We start from the raw sequence: 18797 nt of genomic DNA on the forward strand, positions 1-18797 counted from the left end.
TCTCAAAATTCCTGTCGTGTCGGGCGGAAGAGGATTTCATTGATGTCCACTGCGTCCGGCTGGCTCATGGCAAAAAGCGCGCAGCGCGCGAAGCTGTCTGCCGGGATGGCGTTGTGCGCATAAAACGCCTGCATGGCCTGCGCCATGCCCTCGGCCTTGGTGGATGCCGGAAGTTCGGTGTCCACCGCGCCGGGCGACAGAAGCGTGGATCGGATGTTGTAGGGCTTGACCTCCTTGCGCAGCCCTTCGGAGATGGCACGCACTGCGAACTTGCTGGCGCTGTACACCACGCCGCCCGCGCTCACCACGTGACCGGCCACCGACGAGACATTGATGAACTGTCCGCTCTTTTGCGCCTTCATGTAGGGCAGCGCGGCGGCAATGCCATAGAGCACGCCCTTGATGTTGACGTCGATGGTCTGGTCCCATTCGTCCACGCGCAACATCTCCAATGGCGAGAGCGGCATCACCCCGGCGTTGTTGAGCATCACGTCAATGCGCCCGTGCGTCGCTATGGCGCGTGCCACTAGCGCGTGTACTTGCGCGTAGTCGGTGACATCGGTTTGTACGAAACTCTCGGCACCCAGGCCGAGTTCCTTCGCCAGCGCCTGCAGGCGGTCCAGGCGCCGTGCGCCCAGAATGACCTTTGCGCCCGCCCGCACCAGATGCCGGGCGGTCTCCGCGCCCAAACCGCTGCTGCCGCCGGTGATGACGACGACCTTGTTTTCGATTCCATGTGTCATGCTTATTTCTCTCTTGATGTTGGATCACAAACCCAGCAGGCGCTCGGCGTTGCCGTGGGCAATCAGGGCCTTGTCTGCTCTGCTGACGGGCAGGCGCTCTATAAAGGCGCGGGCGCCGTCCAGGCTCTGGTAGGGGTAGTCGATGGAGTACAGGATGCGGTCTGCCCCCATCAGCGAATAAATGAATTGGAAGTGTGGCAGCGTGAGCATGCCGCTGGGCGATACGTACACATGCTCGCGGTAGGTCTGCACGATGGGGCGTTGGAGGCCGGAGGCTTCCAGCGGAATGGAGTCTTCCAACCGCTGCAGGAAGAAGGGCACCATCTCGCCCCAATGACCGCTGATGACCTGCAGTCTGGGATAGCGATCGAACACGCCTGCCAACAGCATACGCACAACCTGAATACCGGCCTCGTTATGCCAACCCCAGGCGAACATCGCAAGCCGCGCACCCAGTTCGCGCTCGAAGCCGCCGTAGTACGGCGCTTGCACTGCCGACAGCGGCAGACCGGGGTGGACGTACAGCGGCACTTTCAACGTGTCGAAGGCAGCGAGGATGGGCGCGTAGCGCGCGTCATCGAGGAAGGTGTCGCCGGGACGGCCATTGATGAGCGCGCCTTTGAGACCCAGCTCATTGACCGCACGCTCCAGCTCCCGCGCCGCTGCCTCGGGAGCTTGCCAGGGCAGCGTAGCAAACCCCGCGAAGCGCGTAGGGTTAGCCTGCGCCGCTTGAGCCAGCTTGTCGTTCGCAGCGCGGGTCAGATCAATAGCATGCGCGGCGGGCAGCAACTGAGGGTACCCGCCGTGGGACAGCACCTGCATGGTGATGCCTGCTGTGTCCATGTCGGCCACGCGTGAAGAGCCCATTTCCAAGGCTTTACGGGCAGATTCCCTGGGCGCAATGACGTGCGGACGAGTGGTATCAGCCACACGATGACCATCCACCACTCGACTGCCCCAGTCTGGCAGGTAGGGCGCTTCAGCGCGGACGAGGCCCTGTGTGGCCCCACCGATGGCGGGGTCGAGCACGTGCTCTTCGACGCAGATCAGTTTCACCTTGTTGCTCTTCGCGTTTCAGTGGCGATCAGGCAAACAGGGCGTCGCGCAACGCTTCGCCCAAGCGCGCGGCAGACTGCGGGTTCTGTCCGGTGATGAGTCGGCCATCGACGACCACGTTGTTGGCCCAATTGGCTGCGGTCTGGTGCTGCGCACCGCGCTCAACCAGCGTCGACTCCAACAGGAAAGGCACCACGTGGGTGGACTGCACTTCTTCTTCCTCGCCATTGGTAAAGGCGGCCAACCGTTTGCCCGTTACCAGCAGGCTGCCGTCAGCACGGCGCGCATTGACCAGGGCCGCCGGGCCGTGGCACACTGCAGAGACAATGCCACCAGCCGCATCGATCTCGCGGATGGCTTTTTGCACGGCAGGACTGTCGGGGAAGTCCCACATCGTGCCGTGACCGCCCGCAAAGAAGATAGCCGAATAGCGCGAAGGGTCCACGTCGTCCAGGCGCAGTGTATGGGCGATGGCGTGGCGGAAATCGGCATCGGCCCAATAGTGGGCGATGACGGGGTCTTTCATGTCCTCCAACCCATCCAGTGGTGCGTCACCACCCAGGATGGAGGCGAACTCCACGCGAATGCCGGCCGCATGCAATTTTTCCAGCGGGTGGGTGACTTCGGCCAGGTTGTAGCCGGTGGGGATGCCGGTCGCTCCCTTCACAGCGTTGCTGGTGACGACGAAGAGGACGGGTTTGAGTTCAGAGGCTTGCTGGGTCATGGTCTAGGTTCTTGTTGTATAGCGAAGATAAAAATTGCGTTTAAGACTAAAGCTTGCCGAAGAAGGAAGCGAGTTTTGGCACTACCTGATCCAGGTATTCAGGGACGTCATACAGGTCGATGTGCGTGGCCCCATCAAGACAAATAGCTCTTTCGGCCCGTTGGAAAGTGCATAGGCCTGGTCGCTGAAGATCTTCGTGTCGGCAATGCTTCCCACGACGAGGAGCAAGGGTTGGGTCAGCAGACCCGGGATCAGGGGGAAGACCGAGAAGGCCAGCATCTTGTCCATGCTGCTCATCGGAAACAGACCCGGTGCGTTCGGATGCTGACCACGCGGCGTGTGGTAGTAGTCGTGCCCTTCGCGCATCATGGTTGGCGTGTTCTCATTGATGTCTTCGAGGCGTACTGGAACCGTCGGGAGTAAGACGGGTTTTTCTCCACGCGCTTCGGCCGTGCGCTGACTGGCCGCCGCTTCCAGCGTCTTGATCAGCTCGGCGGTTGGAATCGGCTGGCCAAACATGCTCCTGGCCGCCTCGCCCATCGGCGTCGCGCTGACCCCAGCCACTGCCTTGAAGCGGCGCTCGGTCTGCGCTACGGAGAGTGCATATCCGCCGCCGGCACAGATGCCGAAAACGCCCATGCGGGTGTCGTCCACATACGGCAATGTCGTGAGAAAGTCTGCCGCACAACGCGCATCTTCCACCCGGATCGTGGGGTCTTCGAGCAGGCGCGGCTCACCGCCGCTCTCTCCCTGGTGGGTCGAGTCATACACGACGACAACGAAGCCCAGCGCTGCGAGCCGCTTCGCATAAAGCCCGATGGTTTGCTCCTTCACGCCTCCCATGGGATGAATCCCGACGAGAGCGGGATATTTTTTGTCTTCTCGGAAGCCGTCCGGAAGGTGCAAGTGCGCCGAAATTCGTATGGCTTTGTTCGTGAATGCAACAGGCTGGATCATGGAGAATTTTTCCTGTGTGGCTAGGAGAGAGGGATGCCGGAGCGGGCCCTGGATATCAGGCGTTGCCAGATGCAAACAGCATTTCCCAGTTCAAGAAAGGCCCCAGCGGGATGACATCCCAATCAATAAGCCCGGCCTTGGCTAATGGGAATTCACGCAAGGCGGTCCTGGCGGCTTCTACCGACTCGGCCTCGGCAAGGATGGCGACGCCGGGGCGGTCCTGACGGAAATAGATGTCGCGCACGATGCCACTTTTGTAGAGTTGCCATCCGTGCCGAGCTTCGTCCAGCATGTGCGGTTGGTATTGATCCAGGCTGGCGCCGGGTTGGGGGATGTCGAGGCAAAGCAGTTTCATGGTGCGGTTCCTTGGTAGAAATGGATCAAATGGGTTGGAGTGGGTGCAAGCCCTCGGTCATGCGCTCGACCTGTCGGGCGGTTTTTTGGGGGGCTCCGTCGACCGAGGAGTTACCGTCCATGCCGGGAGCAAGTACCCGGCGGTTTGTCGCCTCACATTCCCGTCGCAACCCGGTGGCGGTATGTTATGGTAGAAATGTAGGATCTAATGTAGATATATATTCCAATGATTAGAGATCTAAATTCACCAATGACTGCAACCAATGCCACTCCAGAGCGCCAAGAGCGGCTGGATGGCGTCACCGTGTTCGTGGAAGTTGTGCGCCTGGGGGGCTTCGCGCGCGCGGCCGAGCACCTGGACCTGACACGCTCGGCCGTGGGCAAAGCGATGGCGCGGCTGGAGGCTCGCCTAGCCGCGCGCTTGTTTCACCGCACCACGCGCGTACAGAGCCTCACCGACGATGGCCAGATCTACTATGAGCACTGCCTGCGCGCGCTGTCGGAACTACAGGCCGCTGAGGCGCAAATGCAGTCGGGCCGGCACGCAGTGGGCGGGCGGCTGCGTGTCACGATGCCGGTGTTGTTTGGTCGCCATTGCGTCGCGCCCATTTTGCTGAACCTGGCGCAGCAGCATCCGTCGCTGGATCTGTACCTGAGCTTCAGCGACCGCCCGGTAGACGTGCTGGCCGAGGGCTTCGATCTCGCCATTCGCAGTGGTGTACTCGGGGCCGAGAGCGCAGGCCTGCGGGCGCGCAAGCTGGTGGTGCAACGTAAGCAGGTGTGTGCCTCGCCGGCCTACCTGGCTGCACAGGGGCGACCGCAGAGCACCGCCGAACTGGCAACGCACAGCATCCTGCTCTACCGGCGTGCCGACCGCATCAATGTCTGGCAGTTGCCAGACGCGACCGGCCGCATCGTCGACATGCCACTGACCTCACGCCTGCAGCTTGACGATTTGGAGGCCATTGCAGACGCGGCCACAGCCGGCTTGGGTCTCGCGTGGCTGCCTGAATGGCTGGTGCGTGACCGCCTGCGCACGGGGAAACTGGTCAGCGTACTGGACGACCAGCCCGGCGCGGCGAGGGACTGTTATGCGCTGTGGCCCAGCACGCCCCACATGCCGCTGCGCCTGCGGCTGGCGGTGGACGCGCTGGTTGAACACTTTGCCGAAGGGGGTGAATGAAATCGCCCACCATGAGCCGCAGTGAGTTGCCACGTGCAGCGATTTGCGCTATAAACCGTTCCGTCGAAAGAGCGCAGGCCGGATGGTAGCCCGGTCACCACCCCACACAGGGCGGCAGCTTTCCTAACAAGGTATCCACGACACCTGCACCGGCTTGCCGGGCGTATAGGTGTGCCGTGGAATCCTTGTATTTTCATCGGCACACCTTCTTTTTTTCAACCCAGAAGGACAGTCGATATGAACCTGACAACCAACACCATTCTCATTACGGGCGGAGCCGCCGGCATCGGCTTTGCGCTAGCGCGGCAACTTTGCGAACGCGGCAATCGCGTCATCATCTGCGGACGCAGCGAAGAGGCGCTGCTAAAAGCACAGGCAAAGGTGCCGGCCTTGATCACCCGCATCTGCAACATCACGGATGCCGCAAGCCGCCAGGCTATGGTGGACTGGCTGAACACCGCATACCCCGACCTCAATGTGATGGTCAACAATGCGGGGGTTCAATACCGCCGGATGTTCAAGGAAGGCGGCGCGCTGGAGCATCTCGAACAGGAAGTGGCAACCAATTTCACAGCACCGGTTCAGCTTATCGGTGCGCTCCTGCCTCTGCTGATTCGACAGCCCAAGGCCGTGATCGTCAATGTCAGTTCGGGACTGGCATTCGCGCCGATGGCTGACATCCCTGTCTACTGCGCGACCAAGGCGGCCATGCATTCCTTTACCCTCACGTTGCGCCACCAGCTTAAAGCGACGGGTGTCAGGGTCGTGGAGATGGCGCCACCCATCGTTGATACCGGACTGGGCGGCGGGGACCGCAGTGGTGGCACGACCGACCAGCACATGATGACTCCGGAAGACTTTGCCACCCAAGCGCTTGCCCAGTTGGAGAACGATCAGGACGAAGTGATGGTCGGCTTGGCTGCGGGCGCGCGCAAGATGGGCGAGGCCTTGTTCGAGCGAATGAACGGCACCTGACCAGTACCCAGACCGGTCGCCACAGGGGAAGGATAGAAGGTATGCGATGACACATATACCTTCTTCTACGCATATTGCGACAGAATCGGAAAAGCTGCGTCCCAGATCCTGTTTCAGTTCTTTGATGGTCCGTAACAACGGCGACGGTCCGACCATCAACTCAGTGGCTGACAGCGGACATTGACCACCGACCGCACCGGGCCCGTTGCCGGCTGCTGGGCTGCGCATTTTTCGTCAGGCTGATACCTTGTAAATCACACATAGGAGTCAATTTTCCTGGCTACGCGCTTGCGGACTGTCAATTGCGAGATACCAACGATGGATGCACGTGCCAGCTCCCCGGCTTGCAGCACTCCGTCCGTGTTTCGAACGACATTCAGTAAGAGTTGTACATCGGACGAAAAGTTGCTGATATAGGCCTGTAGCGAGTGCGCGCGGCGGCGCTTGTCAGATCGCTGCAAGCCTCGGCTCACCGACTCATTGAAGTCTTTCAGCAAGGCAGACAAAGCGGCTCCTGGGTCAGGTATGCACCCTCGCGCGAGATGAAAGTCTTGGGCGGCGACAACAGAGGCGAACGCGCGGTCGAAGCAGTCAGCAGCAAAGAGCGGCTCGCTCTCATGAAGGACACGGAACAACCGGTAAGTGGCCTGTTGATCGCCGAGGTAGCGGTCGATGGCCACAACGTCGGCGAACAGACCGATGTCGCGTGTGCCGTCGAGCAGCGCCGCTTGGCCGCGATCACGCACTGCTGTGAGCGCTTTGAGCGCCGCAGGGTATTGCTCACCGAGCTCCACCCAGAACGACAAGGCAAAAGAACGACGCACACCCCGCAAGGCTGGCTCTTCTGAGAGAGCGTTTTCGTGGATCCATTCAAACTCGGCAAGCGCTTCCGCGAAGTGGCCTTCCAGCGTGAGTTCTCTTGCCTTTTGTAGACGGTCGCTAGCGTTCATTTGTGCTCAACGTTACCCGATGACGCACCGCTATGTCGCGCGTTTCAAACGTCTCTCACCGAAGGCTTGGTCCTGGACGCCCAAGTTGCGGAACAAGACCTATGTAAATCATCGCCACCATAACGACCCGACAAGCCCTGTCCTACGACGAGCAACTGCAGTGCGAGGTGCCGCCCAAGCCAAAGTACTCATCCCGCTTCTTGGTGTAATACAGGGCGGCGAGCTCTGGCGACTGTTCGCTGTAGGGGTCTGCCAGCAAGGCGTGCAGGTGCCGCACCTGCGTGAAGTCTCCAGCGTCCGTGGCGCTGCGGTAGGCCTCCACCAGCATCCACTCCCTTGGGATGTACTTGGGGTTGACAAGCTTCATGGCCACCGACACCTCCAAGGGATCACGCCCGTCTTGCGCCAAGGCGGCGTGCCACTTCTGCAGCCACGTGGTCCAGCGGGCCTCCGTGCCTGCCGGGTCTTGGCCATAAGCCGCACGGCTTGCGTAGAAGCTGGGACGCAAGTCCGCCACCTCCTGGGGTAGGCTGGAAAGCTCCCGCCAGAAGATCGTGTAGTCCACCGGGGTTTGTGCCATGAGGGTGTGCAACTCGGCAAACAGTTCCGCACGAAATTCGATCAGGCCCATTTTTTGGGCCCACATGGCATGCAGCGTGCTCGCCATGCGGTCCGGTAGCGCCTGCACCACCGCGTCCAATTCCTCCATGGCGCGGGTGTCCTGTCCCAGCAAGGGGACCAAAGCGGTGCAGAACATCCTGAAATTGACTACTGCGGCCATGGGCTGGTTCATAAACGCGAAATGTTCCCCGCCACCAATCCACATTTGAAACGCAGGGTCATAGGCTTCCATGAAGCCGAAGGGGCCGTAGTCCAGCGTTCGCCCCCCCAGTGCACAGTTGTCGCTGTTGAAGTTGCCTTGGCAGTACCCCACCCGAATCCAATGGGCCACCAAATGCGACAAGCGCACGCCAAACTCACGTGCCATGGCGACGACTTTGTCCGCTAGCGTCACCTCGGGGCCGTGCAGGCTGGCGGCCAAGTCTGGATATTCGCGGTCGAGTGCATGCTGAAAGATCGCCTCCAGCTCGGCCAGCGCACGCGGGTGCGCGTTATGCCTGGCCCGCCGGCCAAACAATTCGACTTGACCGACCCGTAAGAAGGAGGGGGCCGCACGGGTAGTGATGGCCGCCGGCTCGTCCACCATGCGGTCAGGCTCCTCGGTTTTTGCACCCGGTGAATACCAAGGGCGTCTGACCGTTTCACTGCCCGAGACAAAGAGGCACAGCGCCCGCGCGCTTGGCACTCCCAGCGCCGCCATAGCTTCCGAGGCCAAAAACTCACGGATGCTGGAGCGCAGCACAGCACGGCCGTCACCACCGCGGCAATACGGGGTGGTGCCGCCGCCTTTGAGCTGGAACTCCCAAGGCTGTCCGTCGGCGAGCAGTACCTCCAGCACCGAAATGGCGCGTCCGTCGCCGTATCCATTGCCGGTTCTGAAAGGGCAGTTGTTCACCATTTCCTGCCCGTAAATGCTGAGTGCGTAGCCGGTCGCCCAGCCGCTGGAGCGCACCGTGGGGGACACCCCGGCGGCGTTGGCTGCCTCTACGACTGGGTCCAGATCACCCGTGAAGAACTGCATAAAAGCCGGATCACTGGCCACCTCGTCTGCCAACCCCAAGGCCTCAAAGAAGGCTGGGCTGTGAATGACGTAGCGAGGGGCTGGCAGCGACGTCGGGCGCACCTCAACGTAATGACCGGACTTGACCTGGCGTGCGGTCTTGTTGGGCGTATTGCGGGCCTGCTCTGGGTCCGGGACGAGATTTCGCAGCAAGGCGGGGTGCGCCCGTTGCATCAGGTCGGTGAAGGAGAGCGGGTGGGTGCTATTCATACAAGGGGTGGGTCCCAGTCCCTGAGGGTTTCTGAGCAAGGACGATTGTCTTCCAGAAAGCGGCCATGGGCCAATGACCGCACATGGCCCGTTGGCGACAGGAATGCAATCGCCATATGGATCCGAGTCTTTGGAAGAGCGGGCAACTTTCGGCTACAAGTTAGGTCTCATTTGCTCCCTTGTTGGCCCCTATGCCTAGTAAGCGAAACAGAACCGTCGCGCCAACTGTCGCTGCAATAATTGCACCCAACCATGCAATTGCCGGAAATGCGAAGGGATCAAGACTTGTCACCGAATCCTTCGATGTTTCCAACAAAACGACTGAGCCATTGACGGCGGCATGTAGAGCAATGCATGGAACCAGAGAGCTCGACCGTTCGTAGAGCCATCCAAGGAGCAGGCCAAGCAAAAATGCCAATAGGAACTGGTAGATGTTAAGGTGCGCCGCACCAAAGTAGAGTGCCGAGAAACCAATGGCAACTCCCCGCGGATACTGCTCAAGGAAGGACCTCAAAAGAATGCCGCGGAACAGCATTTCCTCCACTATTGGGGCGATAACGCATGTCGCAACTACTGCGGGCAATGTGGCGGCAAGCATATTGGAGAATGCTTGCTGTTCCCAGGCTGATACAGGAAACACGGCTTCAAGGCTGTCGATCAGCACTAAGTCCAATAACACTGTGAGTGGTATCAGAAGAAGCACGGGCGGGACCAAGAAAACTGAGGTCAAAAGCAACGAGTTATGGCTCGGGTGCACCAGGTCGCGATGACTCATTCCTCGAACGTGCATTACAGCAGTGATAAGTATCCCGTTTGCCAGCAGCATGACGAGCACTTGGCCTTGCTCGTCCGTAATGTCGAGAGACCTACGAATGTCATAGAGGGCGGCGCCAAGAAGGTACTGAAGAAGAAAACCAGACAACAGCAGAAGTGCGGCCTGTGATGCGGAAGGGAATGTTGTTTTTTCGAGGGGCATGTATGACGGGATCTTGGTAAGGCCGAATCTCAGGGAACAGCCGCGACCAAAGGCTTCCCCAGTCACGCAAGTCTACTGCCTGATAGTGGTCATTAGCGAAGGTCCGCAGTTGGCCCGAACCTGCAGTCGGTTCCAGTTTAGGTTTGTAGGATGCCCGCCCGCGCAGGCATGCCAAGGGCGCCACGATCACCCATGAAGGGTGGGCGTCGTACAAGCCTCGAAGGAGGAAACCGCGGCGAGTGCCAATACTGGTTGAGGCCGCTACAAGACTATGGCGATTGGATGCGAAACAGTGCAGCTGGAACCAGAAACGGCGACCCCCACTGCACGCGCACCAGGTTCAGATCGACGAATCGGCGGGTGAGAAACAGGATACTGCGGTGTGAATGAAGACCCTTCAGATCACTTTTGCACCGTGTGGCAACACCTATCCCCACCAACTGCGCTGAATGCATAGTCAGCCTGCAATAGGTGCTCTTTGGGCAGTGCGTCATAGTGACACCCGCTTTGGCGGTGGCGCGCGAATGGCGTGCCCCCGCACCAAGGTCTCGAGGACGAGCATTGCCGCGCCACAGTGGGCGCAAACAAAGGTCGGGCGAACCCCATCGACTTCAGTTTCAGTGCCGACCTCAGAGGCTTCGGTGATGACCGCTGGCGCAACGCCGAGCAACTCCCGAGCGCGGGCGAGCTTCTCTGTGCGCCCATGGTTGGCGATCAATCCAAAGTGGCGGATGCGGTGAAACCCGCCGGGCAGCACATGCAACAAGAAACGGCGCATGAACTCATCGGCACTCAAGGTCATTGTCTTGTGGCGTGGTCTGTCCGGCTCGCCCTTGTCCCGGTAGTCCTTCCAACGGAAGGTTACCCCACGCTCGTCCATTGTCAGCAAGCGGGAGTTGGCAATCGCCACCCGGTGCGTATAACGCGACAGATAGGCCAGCACGGCCTCAGGCCCGGCAAACGGACGCTTGGCGTAGACAACCCATTCGCATTGGCGCAGTGGCGCCAGCCACTTCGCAAAGGCCTTTGGATCAGCCAGGCCTGCATGGTCACCAAAGAACTGCAACTTGCCGTCATGGTGCGCCTCCTCCAGTGATTCAAGAAACCGCCGGCGAAACAAACGCGAGAGCACCCGCACCGACAGGAAGAAGCCCGGCTTGCAGGATACCCACCGCTTGCCATCGAGCGAGATTCCACCGCCTGGGACGATGCCGTGCACATGCGGGTGATGCGTCAGTGCCGAGCCCCAGGTGTGCAGCACTAACGTCACTCCCACCTGTGCGCCCAAGTGCTTGGGGTCGGCGGCAATGGTGATCAGCGTTTCAGCCGCGATCTCAAACAACAAGCCATAGACCACCGCCTTGTTGTAGTACGCAATATCGCTGATAGGTGCTGGCAGCGTGAAGACCACGTGGTAGTAGTCCACCGGTAGCAGATCAGCTTGTCTGGCTTCCAACCAGCGCTTGGCGGCATTAGCCTGGCACTTCGGGCAATGGCGATTGCGACACGAGTTGTAGGACACCTGATCCTGCTGGCAGTCCGGACAGCGCAAAACGTGTCCCCCCAGTGCCGCCGTGCGGCACTGTTCAATGGCTGACATGGCCTTGAGCTGGCCCAGGCTCAGGTGTGAGCGTTGCGCCGCTCTAAAGGCTGGCCCATGGGCGCGGAAGATGTCCGCGACCTCCAGGGCACTGTGGCCCATGGCGGTGGCCTATGCTGCTTGTAGCGTTTCCAGAGGAGACAGCACTTCGCGCAGGATGTCGGTGGCCACCTGGACATACTTGGAGGTGGTTTCCAGCTTCTTGTGGCCCAGCATGACCTGGATCACGCGGATGTCGACCTTCTGTTCCAGTAGATGTGTGGCAAAGCTGTGGCGCAAGGTATGCATGGATACGCGCTTGTCGATGTGGGCCAGTGTTGCGGCTTCGTGGATGGCGCGGTTGAGTTGCCTGGCCGTCAACGCTTCGATGGGGTCGCGCCCCGGAAACAGCCAACCGCCGTCAAGCATCTTGCCCTGGGCCCGTGCCACGCGCCACCAGACCCGTAGGCGCTCCAGCAATATGGGCGAGAGCATGGCATAGCGGTCCTTGCTGCCTTTGCCTTGTTCCACGCGCAGCGTCATGCGCTCGCTGTCGATGTCCGTTACTTTGAGCGCCACCACTTCGCTGACACGCAATCCGGTGCCGTAGGCCACCGATAGCGCGGTCTGGTGCTTGATGTGGCCGACCGCGCCCAGCAGTCTGGCCACTTCCTCGCGGCTCAGGACCGTCGGTAGTTTCTGAGGCACTCGAACCGACTGCATCCTGGCCATCACGTCGGGGCGGCCCAGCGTGACGTCAAAGAAGAACGTCAGTCCGGTGATGGTGGCGTTGAGCGTGATGGGGAGGTGCCGGCATCGACCATGTGCAACTGGAACCGGCGCAGGTCTTCGGCGCTGGCGGTGTCGGGGGACTGCTTGGTAAACGCCGCAAGTTTGGAGACGGCGCGGATGTAGGCGGCCTGGGTCTTGGGTGCGAGTTGGCGCAGGCGCATGTCTTCGAGCATGCGTAGGCGCAAGGGTGAGACCGGGTGGTTGGGTGATTGCATGGCTGTGCTCCTGTTGTGAAACGAGGCCAATTGCCTCAGTTCACAACATAGGTATGCACAGGTCCTCAGCGCAAACTACATGCGCTGGCGTGGGGACTACCGCGGGAGCGGTTTAGTCCAACTCGCTTGTTTCGACTACCGGACCGGGCCAGTTGCAGACATTGGCCAATGACTGCTTTCTAGCAGGCTATAGGTATCGTCCAGGCAACCATCCTAAATGGGAGACCTTAGGTCCAGTTCGAAGCGGGAATGGTCACATTGCCTGGAGGACTATTGAGCTACTATGCGACCCACGATCGGGCAGGCCATTTTCAAGCAAACAGAGTATGACAAACGAATTCTCACAACCTCAAACGATAAGAAGAGCTGCACTATGCCTTTGGATCTCCACCGCCCTCACTCTTGTTGTTACGGCTGCACAAGTGCTGAATTTGGTACCTATTGAAGGCGCTACGCTAGGCATGACGACCGCGATTGGGGTGTTAACCGCAGGACTCTTAGCGTTAATTGCGATATTGATTAACGCACGTCGCAATTGGGGGCGCTGGTTGTTTGCCGTTATTTTTATCCTGGGAACCCTGAGCGCCATAGCTTTGATATTCACTTCACCCCATGTGTTTCTTGGATTACCTAAGCTACTTCAAGCCAACATGGTTTCTCAGATCGCGCTCCAGACGGCCGCCCTTTTCCTGATGTTCAGTAGTAAATCGCAACAGTGGTTTGGAACTAAGAGGTCGTAGACGCCTAGTAAGTCGAGTAATTGCGATGTCTCTCCGCGAAGTGATGCTTTACCTTCGGGCCAAGTGCTAGTAAATCGCTTTGTTCCCACAAAGTGCAAGATATGAGATGGTCTCCGCCGGCATGTCAGCCTTTCCTACGAGCATGTCCCATCTGGTAGCTCCTAGAGCCTATGAAGCACTTCCTGCTCTCTCTCATACTTCTTCCATTGCCCGCATGGTCCGCAACACCCATGAAGACTGACGTTCTCGGAAACCCGATCCTCGATCAATACAGTGAAGAGGGGTTTATCGACTGTGTTTTCCGTATTTCGGAGCGCTCGGAGACCCCGACTCACTATCGACTCCGACTAGAAGCGTCCTATGCTGATGAGATCGTAGGACTGGCTGTCGTCGTCGTCAAAAACGTTCACGGTGGCTTCGACTCCGAAATGAACCTCAAAAAGGCGAACGTTTATCGGCAGGGGGTAGCCTTCCAACGAACTGGCCCAGAAAGTGATCGATGGACTTCACCCGCTTCCGTAGACATAAATCAACTTCCAGTTCGAAGTTGCTCGAATGCCAGCGGGCTCAGTTGGTCTAGGTGACTGTGCCTGCGGACTCGATTGTAAAAACCTTCAATGTAATCAAACACGTCAGACTTGGCGTCCTGCCTGGTGGCATAGATGTGGCGCTTGATGCGTTCGGGCCTGGCGGGACTGGTTCAAAACCAATAGGCTGCAATTTGCCATGTGGCCTGTTGGTGGGGTAGAGCCGCGTCGCTGCCTTGATCGATGGGTAGATCATCAGCTAGAACACATTCAATGGCCGTCAATTAGCAAATCTGATGCGGCAACGCGATATTTGCGTGATTTTGTTCTCGCCAACCGGGATGGGCTTTCAATCATGGCCGGCGCCTCAGGCGATAAAGCTGATGAGCCTATATCGATCCAAGAGCTTGTAGAGATTTTCTTTGCGGTTCGTGATGGGCGTTTCCCAGCTGTAGCCGAGGTACAAGCCGCAGTAGCAGATGCCTTTGGCCTATAGCGCTTTTCGAGTAGTGGTCACGAACTGATCACTTTTATGGCAAAAGTGAATGTTCAATGGCAAAGAAGTGAAAGTCCAGTGTCATTCCGCATTAAGGTCTCTGGCCCCCCCCGGTCTTGAAACTTCTTCAAATACCCTTATCATTAGCACTCGTCGGTATTGAGTGCTAACACCACCCTTGGCCGCAAGTTAATGAGCACCAACTTCTCGTAGTTGGCGCACGTTTGAGTTTGTAATTGTTTCAAAACCAGGAGATTCCCCATGAAACTGCGTCCTTTGGCAGACCGCGTGATTGTTAAACGCGTCGAAAACGAAACCAAGACTGCTTCCGGCATCGTTATCCCTGACAGCGCTGCAGAAAAGCCTGATCAAGGTGAAGTCTTGGCCGTTGGCCCAGGCAAGAAGAACGACAAGGGTGATCTGATTGCCATGAACGTCAAGGTCGGTGACCGTGTTCTGTTCGGCAAGTACAGCGGCCAGACCGTCAAGGTCGCTGGCGACGAGCTGTTGGTCATGAAAGAAGACGACCTGTTCGCGGTTGTCGAATCCAAGTAACTATCAAATTTATAGCTAGACCCGTAGTGTTTACGGGGGCTAGCGGTTTATTTCACTAATCAGGAGTCCATCATGGCAGCAAAAGACGTAATTTTCGGCGGCGAAGCCCGCGCACGCATGGTTGAAGGCGTGAACATTTTGGCCAACGCGGTCAAAGTGACCCTGGGCCCCAAGGGCCGTAACGTGGTTCTGGAGCGCTCGTTCGGCGCCCCCACCGTGACCAAGGACGGTGTGTCCGTGGCCAAGGAAATCGAACTCAAAGACAAGCTGCAAAACATGGGTGCGCAGATGGTCAAGGAAGTTGCTTCCAAGACATCCGACATCGCTGGCGACGGCACCACCACCGCTACCGTGCTGGCGCAAGCCATCGTGCGCGAAGGCATGAAGTACGTAGCCGCAGGCATGAACCCCATGGACCTGAAGCGCGGTATCGACAAGGCTGTGACAGCCCTGGTCGCCGAGCTGAAGAAGGCTTCCAAAGCCACCACCACTTCCAAAGAAATCGCGCAAGTTGGCTCCATCTCTGCCAACAGCGACGAGACCATCGGCAAGATCATCGCTGACGCCATGGACAAAGTCGGTAAGGAAGGCGTGATCACTGTGGAAGACGGCAAGTCCCTCGACTCCGAGCTGGAAGTCGTTGAAGGCATGCAGTTTGACCGCGGCTACCTGTCCCCTTACTTCATCAACAACCCAGAAAAGCAAGCCGCTTTGCTGGACAACCCGTTTGTGCTGTTGTTCGACAAGAAGATCAGCAACATCCGTGACCTGCTGCCTACCCTGGAACAAGTCGCCAAGGCTGGCCGTCCTTTGTTGATCATTGCTGAAGATGTCGATGGCGAAGCCCTGGCAACTTTGGTGGTCAACACCCTGCGCGGCATCCTGAAGGTTGTGGCTGTCAAGGCTCCAGGCTTTGGTGACCGTCGCAAGGCCATGCTGGAAGACATCGCCATCCTGACCGGTGGCAAGGTCATCGCTGAAGAAATCGGCCTGTCGCTGGAAAAAGTGACGCTGGCTGACCTGGGTTCTGCCAAGCGCATCGAAGTCAGCAAGGAAAACACCATCATCATCGACGGTGCTGGTGCTGCTGCCGACATCGAAGCCCGCGTCAAGCAAATCCGCGTGCAGATCGAAGAAGCCACTTCCGACTACGACCGTGAAAAGCTGCAAGAGCGCGTGGCCAAGCTGGCTGGCGGTGTTGCCGTGATCAAGGTTGGCGCTGCCACCGAAGTCGAAATGAAGGAAAAGAAAGCCCGTGTGGAAGACGCACTGCACGCTACCCGCGCTGCCGTGGAAGAAGGCATTGTGGCTGGTGGCGGTGTTGCACTGTTGCGCGCCAAGCAAACTGCTGGCGCCATCAAGGGTGACAACGCCGACCAGGAAGCCGGTATCAAGCTGGTGCTGCGCGCCATCGAAGCGCCCCTGCGCGAGATCGTGTACAACGCTGGCGGCGAAGCGTCGGTCGTGGTGAACGCTGTGTTGGCCGGCAAGGGCAACTACGGCTTCAACGCTGCCAACGACACCTATGGCGACATGATCGAAATGGGTATCCTGGACCCCACCAAGGTGACACGTACAGCCCTGCAAAACGCAGCGTCTGTCGCATCGCTGATGTTGACAACCGAGTGCATGGTTGCAGAAGCTCCTAAGGAAGAAGCGGCTGGCGGCATGGGCGGCGGTGACATGGGTGGTATGGGCGGAATGGGTGGTATGGGCGGCATGGGCATGTAATCTGCTCCTTGCCTGGCGACCTACAGCGTCGTTGTTTGGGCTTGCCGTACCTGTAGGTACTGTCAGCGCCCAAACGCCTAGCTGTAGATCACCATGCTGCGTCGAGGTGCGTTATTGCGCGCCTCTGCACACAACAAAAAACCCGCCGGGTGCGAACCGGGCGGGTTTTTTGTTGTCTGATTACTATTGATTTAATAGCTACTCAGGTCCATTTCACGGGGGCTAGAGCGCTATTTTGCTTACAAGCACCCGGTAGGGAGCCTATAGATACCCGAACCGGGCCGCTACATGGGTTTGCAGCTGCGGGGCCGATTCGAACTGCACCGCGTGCCAGCCCTGGCCCTGGGCTGCCAGCACATTGGCCAGCAGGTCGTCGATGAACAGGGTGTGGGTGGGCTCAAGGGCGTAGCGGGATTGCAGCAGCTGGTAGATCGTCGGGTCGGGTTTGATGTGCAGCACATCGCTGGAGAAAATGCCACCGTCAAACCACTGCAGAAACGCATGGCGCCTCTCCAGCGCGCGGGCGTAGGGCCTGGGCATGTTGGACAGGAAATACAGACGCAGTGCGGGGTGCTGGTCGCGCAGACTGTGCAAACGCTCCAGCAGCGCCACGGTTTCGGGTATGGGTTGCAGGCGCTCGCCGATGTGGGCCACCAGTTCGTGCAACACCGCAGCGTCCAGGTCCAGCCGCTCGGACGTGCGGCCGACCAGCGCATCCATCTCCAGCGTGCCCTGGTCAAAGCTGTTCCAGTCCGCGTGGGCAAACATCGCGTGTGCCAGTTCGGCAGCCGCCTCGGGTGTGCCGGCGCGTTCTGGAAAGGTCTGGGCCATCAAGTCAGCGGGCTTCCAGGTGAACAACACGGCGCCAAAATCAAATACAAAATTCATGCGGTAGTTTTCTCCAGGGTTTGTTGGTGTTGGCGCTTGATACCCCGTGCCAGCGCTGCTTTCAACCCGGCCGGTTGGGACTGCACGATTCGCACCTCAGGCGTGTCGTGCCAGGCCGCACAGTCGGTGATGGCCTGTGCCACGGCCTGCACCTGGTCGTCGCGCCACTTGCAGCCCGGCTGGGCATACAGGGCTTTGACCTCAAAGATACCCTCGGCACGGTGCGCCTTAGCGTCCAGCCGGCCAATCAGTTCACCGCGGCACAGGATGGGCAGTACAAAGTAGCCGTGGATACGTTTGGCCTCGGGCGTGTAACACTCCAGCCGGTAGTCAAAACCAAACAGGGCCGAGCCACGCTCACGGTCCCACACCACGGGGTCAAAGGGTGACAACAGGGTAGTGTGTGTGGCCTCCAGTTGGCCTTTGGCAGCCTTCTTCAGCAGAGTCTGGTTATCACGGTGTACATAGGCCGGTGCATCCCAGCCCTCTACGGCCACACGCAGAACACGGCCCGCGTCCACCAGTGCATCCAGGTCAGAGTCCCTCAAGCGCGGTTTGATGCGAAAGTAGTCGTTGATCCAGCGCGCCTGCGTGATGCCGAGCGCGGCGATGGAGCGCTCGATAAACTGGTCGTGGATCTGCTGCGCGTCCAACGCGGCGGCAGCGGCCTCCAGCGCCAGGGCGGCAGGGGCGACCCGTTCACTCAGGTCGTAGACGCGGTGGAAATTGTCGCGCCGGGTCACCATCAGCTCACCGCTGGCAAACAAGGCCTCCAGCCAGCGTTTCTCGTCCTTCCAGCCCCACCAGGCACCGCCCTGCCCTTCGGTGCGTTCAAAGTCGGAGGATTTCACCGGGCCCTTGTCGCGGATGTGGGCCAGCAGCCTGTCCAGGTGGGGGCGGTGGGATGTGTGTGTCTTCTGGGCATTTGCAAGCCCCCAATGGCTGCGCGCGCTGCGGTTGTAGGTGCGGTGCAGCAGCAGGTCGTCCGCCGGCGCAAAACAGGCTTCATGCGCCCAGGTCTCGAAGATGTGGCCCGCAGCTAGCGTATCTTCCAGCCAGTTGCGTGGGTAATGCCCCAGGCGCGAAAACAGCACCAGGTAGGGGCTGCGGGCGACCACATGGATGGTGTCGATCTGCAGCAGGCCCATGCGTTGGATGGCGCCGCGTACAGCCGCACGCGTGGCTGCCTTCGATGGCGGTGCCAGCAGGCCCTGCGCCGCCAGGTGCAGGGCGCGGGCTTGGTGCACGGAAAGACGGGGCATCGTCATGTTGGAGCAAAGTCTCAAGAAGTGGGGGCGCAGCGCGAGAGGTATGCCAGCGGGCTCATGGTGCCAAACGCGCGCAAATCGCCCGCCAGCATACCCCTCGCACTGCTCGGGTAACGCGAAAACTTTGTGCCACCCAACGACGTGGGCTTCCAGTCCGTGCGCCAGCAGGCCGACAGGCTGACTGCGGCGGGCGATTT

The 18797-nt window shown here is 59.4% G+C and carries 17 protein-coding genes and 2 pseudogenes; 6 read left to right on the forward strand and 13 right to left on the reverse strand.

The window, feature by feature from the left end:
* Positions 1–2: 2 nt before the first annotated feature.
* The 5 genes from HZ993_RS09610 to HZ993_RS09630 all read right to left on the reverse strand — a co-directional run bounded on the left by HZ993_RS09610 (position 3) and on the right by HZ993_RS09630 (position 3835).
* The gene (locus HZ993_RS09610; RefSeq protein ID WP_209397431.1) at positions 3–743 is read right to left on the reverse strand and encodes an SDR family oxidoreductase; all 741 of its coding nucleotides are present in this window, start codon (positions 741–743) and stop codon (positions 3–5) included.
* A 24-nt stretch (positions 744–767) separates the two neighbouring features.
* Entirely contained in the window at positions 768–1610 is an 843-nt protein-coding gene (locus tag HZ993_RS09615) for an amidohydrolase family protein (protein ID WP_245213896.1), read from the reverse strand.
* Positions 1611–1827: 217 nt separating this feature from the next.
* Positions 1828–2523 (reverse strand): type 1 glutamine amidotransferase domain-containing protein, encoded by a 696-nt coding sequence (locus HZ993_RS09620; protein ID WP_209397435.1) that lies wholly within the window; start codon positions 2521–2523, stop codon positions 1828–1830.
* 81 nt (positions 2524–2604) lie between these two features.
* Positions 2605–3480, reverse strand: coding sequence for an alpha/beta hydrolase (locus tag HZ993_RS09625; protein WP_209397437.1), 876 nt, complete (start codon positions 3478–3480; stop codon positions 2605–2607).
* Between the two features lie 55 nt (positions 3481–3535).
* A complete protein-coding gene (locus HZ993_RS09630) occupies positions 3536–3835 on the reverse strand; it encodes a superoxide dismutase (protein ID WP_209397439.1) in 300 nt (99 codons plus the stop codon).
* Between the two features lie 249 nt (positions 3836–4084).
* Between HZ993_RS09630 and HZ993_RS09635 the strand changes: the two genes are divergently transcribed.
* A complete protein-coding gene (locus HZ993_RS09635) occupies positions 4085–5017 on the forward strand; it encodes a LysR family transcriptional regulator (RefSeq protein WP_209397441.1) in 933 nt (310 codons plus the stop codon).
* A 237-nt stretch (positions 5018–5254) separates the two neighbouring features.
* Positions 5255–5992, forward strand: a complete 738-nt coding sequence (locus HZ993_RS09640; protein ID WP_209397442.1) for an SDR family oxidoreductase — start codon at positions 5255–5257, stop codon at positions 5990–5992.
* 254 nt (positions 5993–6246) lie between these two features.
* Here the strand turns inward: HZ993_RS09640 and HZ993_RS09645 are convergent, their stop codons facing one another.
* The 5 genes and pseudogenes from HZ993_RS09645 to HZ993_RS09665 form a co-directional block, all read right to left on the reverse strand.
* The gene (locus HZ993_RS09645) at positions 6247–6942 is read right to left on the reverse strand and encodes a hypothetical protein (protein WP_209397444.1); all 696 of its coding nucleotides are present in this window, start codon (positions 6940–6942) and stop codon (positions 6247–6249) included.
* A gap of 142 nt (positions 6943–7084) precedes the next feature.
* Positions 7085–8833, reverse strand: a complete 1749-nt coding sequence (locus HZ993_RS09650) for a YdiU family protein (protein ID WP_209397446.1) — start codon at positions 8831–8833, stop codon at positions 7085–7087.
* A 160-nt stretch (positions 8834–8993) separates the two neighbouring features.
* A complete protein-coding gene (locus HZ993_RS09655; RefSeq protein WP_209397448.1) occupies positions 8994–9809 on the reverse strand; it encodes a CPBP family intramembrane glutamic endopeptidase in 816 nt (271 codons plus the stop codon).
* Between the two features lie 490 nt (positions 9810–10299).
* Positions 10300–11511 carry an IS91 family transposase gene (locus tag HZ993_RS09660; protein WP_209397450.1) on the reverse strand — a complete coding sequence of 404 codons (1212 nt, stop codon included), beginning with the start codon at positions 11509–11511 and terminating at the stop codon, positions 10300–10302.
* A gap of 9 nt (positions 11512–11520) precedes the next feature.
* A pseudogene (locus HZ993_RS09665) lies at positions 11521–12395 on the reverse strand (tyrosine-type recombinase/integrase).
* A gap of 326 nt (positions 12396–12721) precedes the next feature.
* Here HZ993_RS09665 and HZ993_RS09670 point away from each other — a divergent pair.
* Positions 12722–13135 carry a hypothetical protein gene (locus HZ993_RS09670; protein ID WP_209397452.1) on the forward strand — a complete coding sequence of 138 codons (414 nt, stop codon included), beginning with the start codon at positions 12722–12724 and terminating at the stop codon, positions 13133–13135.
* Positions 13136–13664: 529 nt separating this feature from the next.
* Here the strand turns inward: HZ993_RS09670 and HZ993_RS09675 are convergent.
* A pseudogene (locus tag HZ993_RS09675) lies at positions 13665–13817 on the reverse strand (IS3 family transposase); the annotation flags it as partial.
* Between the two features lie 44 nt (positions 13818–13861).
* Between HZ993_RS09675 and HZ993_RS09680 the strand changes: the two are divergent.
* The 3 genes from HZ993_RS09680 (at position 13862) to groL (ending at position 16444) form a co-directional block, all read left to right on the forward strand.
* Positions 13862–14158, forward strand: a complete 297-nt coding sequence (locus HZ993_RS09680; RefSeq protein ID WP_209397454.1) for a hypothetical protein — start codon at positions 13862–13864, stop codon at positions 14156–14158.
* Between the two features lie 261 nt (positions 14159–14419).
* Complete coding sequence (locus HZ993_RS09685; RefSeq protein ID WP_209397456.1) at positions 14420–14713, forward strand: co-chaperone GroES; 294 nt, start codon at positions 14420–14422, stop codon at positions 14711–14713.
* 72 nt (positions 14714–14785) lie between these two features.
* On the forward strand, positions 14786–16444 hold the full coding sequence (gene groL, locus HZ993_RS09690) for a chaperonin GroEL (RefSeq protein WP_209397458.1): 1659 nt from the start codon (positions 14786–14788) through the stop codon (positions 16442–16444).
* Between the two features lie 261 nt (positions 16445–16705).
* Here groL and HZ993_RS09695 read toward each other — a convergent pair whose 3' ends face one another.
* The gene (locus HZ993_RS09695) at positions 16706–17332 is read right to left on the reverse strand and encodes an HAD family phosphatase (RefSeq protein WP_209397460.1); all 627 of its coding nucleotides are present in this window, start codon (positions 17330–17332) and stop codon (positions 16706–16708) included.
* Entirely contained in the window at positions 17329–18594 is a 1266-nt protein-coding gene (locus HZ993_RS09700; protein ID WP_371816977.1) for a winged helix-turn-helix domain-containing protein, read from the reverse strand. Before HZ993_RS09700 ends, HZ993_RS09695 begins: the two co-directional genes overlap by 4 nt.
* Between the last annotated feature and the right edge of the window lie 203 nt (positions 18595–18797).

This window comes from Rhodoferax sp. AJA081-3 (assembly GCF_017798165.1).
Taxonomy (GTDB): Bacteria; Pseudomonadota; Gammaproteobacteria; order Burkholderiales; family Burkholderiaceae_C; genus Allorhodoferax.

Bases quoted from the DNA above. Each gene is read 5' to 3' on its own strand.
- HZ993_RS09635 (WP_209397441.1), top strand. From the start codon at position 4,085: ATGACTGCAACCAATGCCACTCCAGAGCGCCAAGAGCGGCTGGATGGC.
- HZ993_RS09630 (WP_209397439.1), bottom strand. From the start codon at position 3,835: ATGAAACTGCTTTGCCTCGACATCCCCCAACCCGGCGCCAGCCTGGAT.
- HZ993_RS09680 (WP_209397454.1), top strand. From the start codon at position 13,862: ATGTGGCCTGTTGGTGGGGTAGAGCCGCGTCGCTGCCTTGATCGATGG.
- HZ993_RS09620 (WP_209397435.1), bottom strand. From the start codon at position 2,523: ATGACCCAGCAAGCCTCTGAACTCAAACCCGTCCTCTTCGTCGTCACC.
- HZ993_RS09640 (WP_209397442.1), top strand. From the start codon at position 5,255: ATGAACCTGACAACCAACACCATTCTCATTACGGGCGGAGCCGCCGGC.
- HZ993_RS09610 (WP_209397431.1), bottom strand. From the start codon at position 743: ATGACACATGGAATCGAAAACAAGGTCGTCGTCATCACCGGCGGCAGC.
- HZ993_RS09660 (WP_209397450.1), bottom strand. From the start codon at position 11,511: ATGGGCCACAGTGCCCTGGAGGTCGCGGACATCTTCCGCGCCCATGGG.
- HZ993_RS09685 (WP_209397456.1), top strand. From the start codon at position 14,420: ATGAAACTGCGTCCTTTGGCAGACCGCGTGATTGTTAAACGCGTCGAA.
- HZ993_RS09700 (WP_371816977.1), bottom strand. From the start codon at position 18,594: ATGCCCCGTCTTTCCGTGCACCAAGCCCGCGCCCTGCACCTGGCGGCG.
- HZ993_RS09695 (WP_209397460.1), bottom strand. From the start codon at position 17,332: ATGAATTTTGTATTTGATTTTGGCGCCGTGTTGTTCACCTGGAAGCCC.
- groL (WP_209397458.1), top strand. From the start codon at position 14,786: ATGGCAGCAAAAGACGTAATTTTCGGCGGCGAAGCCCGCGCACGCATG.
- HZ993_RS09650 (WP_209397446.1), bottom strand. From the start codon at position 8,833: ATGAATAGCACCCACCCGCTCTCCTTCACCGACCTGATGCAACGGGCG.
- HZ993_RS09645 (WP_209397444.1), bottom strand. From the start codon at position 6,942: ATGAACGCTAGCGACCGTCTACAAAAGGCAAGAGAACTCACGCTGGAA.
- HZ993_RS09670 (WP_209397452.1), top strand. From the start codon at position 12,722: ATGACAAACGAATTCTCACAACCTCAAACGATAAGAAGAGCTGCACTA.
- HZ993_RS09615 (WP_245213896.1), bottom strand. From the start codon at position 1,610: ATGGGCTCTTCACGCGTGGCCGACATGGACACAGCAGGCATCACCATG.
- HZ993_RS09625 (WP_209397437.1), bottom strand. From the start codon at position 3,480: ATGATCCAGCCTGTTGCATTCACGAACAAAGCCATACGAATTTCGGCG.
- HZ993_RS09655 (WP_209397448.1), bottom strand. From the start codon at position 9,809: ATGCCCCTCGAAAAAACAACATTCCCTTCCGCATCACAGGCCGCACTT.